General features: G+C 69.2%; 2 protein-coding genes. Both read right to left on the bottom strand.

Annotation, left to right across the window (positions count from 1 at the left end; translation table 11 throughout):
• On the bottom strand, window positions 1–1308 hold a 1308-nt coding region (locus INE98_RS03305), incomplete at its 3' end, for a replication-associated recombination protein A (protein WP_293536555.1).
• A gap of 31 nt (window positions 1309–1339) precedes the next feature.
• A partial coding sequence (locus INE98_RS03300) for a Do family serine endopeptidase (RefSeq protein ID WP_293536553.1) occupies window positions 1340–2631 on the bottom strand: 1292 nt, incomplete at its 5' end.

Genomic DNA, 2631 nt, shown 5'->3' with positions numbered 1-2631 from the left:
CCCTCCCCGGCTCCGGCTGGTGCGCATCTGCACCCAGCGATCCAGTCGCTCCCGCACCCGCGCCTCCGAGCCCTCGCCCCGTGGCTCATAGAAGGTCCGGCGCTCCATGCCTTCCGGGAAATAGTCCTGGCCCGAAAAGCCTCCCTCAGCGTCATGGTCGTAGACATAGCCCTCACCGTAGCCGAGGGACTTCATCAGCCGGGTGGGCGCGTTGAGGATGTGGGCCGGCGGTGGAAGGGAGCCGGTCTCCCGGGCCGCCTTCCGGGCGCGAGAGAACGCGGTGTAAACGGCGTTCGACTTAGGGGCGCAGGCTAGGTGCACGGTGAGCTGGGCCAGGGCGAGTTCGCCCTCGGGCGATCCCAGGTGCTCGAAGGCCTGGCGTGCGGCGTTGGCCAGGACCAGGGACATGGGATCCGCCGAGCCGATATCCTCCATGGCCGTCCGCACGAGCCGGCGGGCGATGAATAGGGGCTCCTCGCCGCCCTCCAGCATGCGGGCCAGCCAGTAGAGAGCGGCGTCCGGATCGGATCCGCGGATCGACTTGTGCAGGGCGGAGATGAGGTTGTAGTGCCCCTCCCGGTCCTTATCGTAGGCTGGGCTGCGTTTCTGCAGGAGCCTTCCAAGGGCCGGCGGATCGAGGGGGGTGGCGGAGGCCAAGCCGAACAGGGTCTCGGCGAGGGTGAGCAGATAGCGGCCATCCCCGTCCGCGAGGGCGACCAGGGCCGAACGGGCCTCAGCGGTCAGGGGCAGGTCCCGCCCCTCAGCCGCCTCCGCCCGGGCCAGGAGGGCGGACTGGGCCGCCTCGTCAAGCCGCCGCAGCACGAAGACCTGACACCGGGACAGGAGAGCCCCGTTCAGTTCGAACGAAGGGTTCTCCGTGGTCGCCCCGACAAGGGTCACGACCCCCTCCTCCACCCAGGGCAGGAAGCCGTCCTGCTGGGCCCGGTTGAAGCGATGGATCTCGTCCACGAACAGAAGGGTGGCCTGGCCCGCCTGGCGCCGGACCCGGGCCTGCTCGAAGGCCTTCTTCAGGTCAGCCACGCCGGAGAAGACGGCCGATATCTGCTGGAACTCGTACCCCACCGCCCGGGCGAGAAGACGGGCGATGGTGGTCTTGCCCACGCCCGGCGGTCCCCAGAGGATCATTGAGGACAGCCGTCGGGACGTGGCCATGCGTCCGATAGGACCGTCAGGGGAAAGGAGGTGGTCCTGTCCCGCGACCTCCTCCAGGGTCCGCGGCCGCAGCCGCTCGGCCAGCGGCGCCGGGTGGGGTGGGGTCAGGCCCGCAGCTTCGAACAGGTCGGCCATGCGGCGAGACTAGCCGCTTCGCGGACCGGGGTCAGGTGCGGAAATTGGCGGTGATCTCACGGTCACCCCGCAGGATGGTGACCTGCCAGGTTCCAGCGGGCGCGGCCAAGGCGCCTCTGAGATCCGAAACCGTACTGATATCGCGCCCGTTGACCTTCCGCACCACGTCCCCGGGTCGGAGCCCCGCATTCATGGCGAAGCCTCGGGAGATGTTGATGATCAAGACGCCGCGGGCGGCGAAGGGATCGACACCGAGTTCATCAGCCACCGCCGGCGAGACATTGACGACGGTGGCGCCCTGGAAGGGATTGCGGCCCTCCACCTGCCAGTCGTCCCGCGCCGGGCGCGCCGGCGGCGTCTCGGCGCGGAGATTGGCGGAGACCAGACTGTCGCCACGGCGTACGCTGAGCTTGAGCACTTCGCCGGGCCGGGCGGCGCCCACCGCAAAGGCGATGGCTCCGGGGTCCGCCGCCGGACGTCCATTGACGGACAGGATGACGTCCCCCGACCGAAGGCCAGCCCGCTCGGCGGGGCCACCGGGCCAAATGTCGGCGACCAGCGCCCCCTGGGGCGTGTCCAAGCCGAGGCTACGGGCGATTTCCGGGGTCACAGGCTGGGTGCGGGCGCCCAGCCAGGAGCGCACGAGCACATTCCCGCCACCAGCCGCAGCCTCGACCACCCGTCGCACCATGGCGGCCGGAATGGCGAACCCGACTCCAGCGGAGGCCCCGGACCTGGAGACGATGAAGCTGTTCACCCCGATCAGGTCGCCATCCATGTCGACAAGAGCGCCACCCGAATTGCCTGGATTGATGGCGGCGTCGGTCTGGATGTAGGTCATCGGGGTTCCGCCCTGCGGGTCCGCGGTCCGGTTGAGAGCGGAGATGATTCCGTTCGTAACTGTCTGTCCGACGCCGAAGGGGTCGCCGATGGCCAGGACAAGGTCGCCAACCTGGGCGTCACCGGAATCATCGATGGGCATGACCGGCAGGCGCTCGGCGCCGACGTCGATCTTCAGGACCGCAAGGTCACCCCGTGGATCCACCAGCAGCACCCGGGCCGGAAATTCACGCCTGTCGGACAGGGCCACGGTGATCTCCCGCCCCCCCTCGATCACGTGGTTGTTGGTCACGATGATTCCATCGGCCCGGACGATCACGCCAGACCCCAGGGATCCCTCGACCCGGCTGGGGGGGACGCCCATGCCGAACATCTGCCAGAACGGGTCCACCTGCTGGCGGACCACGCGCTTGGCCGAGATATTCACCACCGCCGGCGCCGCCCGCCTCACCACCGGGGCGAAGGAAGCCTTCATGTTGAGGG

The organism is Phenylobacterium sp., from assembly GCF_020253645.1.
Taxonomy (GTDB): Bacteria; Pseudomonadota; Alphaproteobacteria; order Caulobacterales; family Caulobacteraceae; genus Phenylobacterium.
Note: the sequence above shows the minus strand (reverse complement) of the source record. Positions and strands in the feature narration are given on the sequence as shown.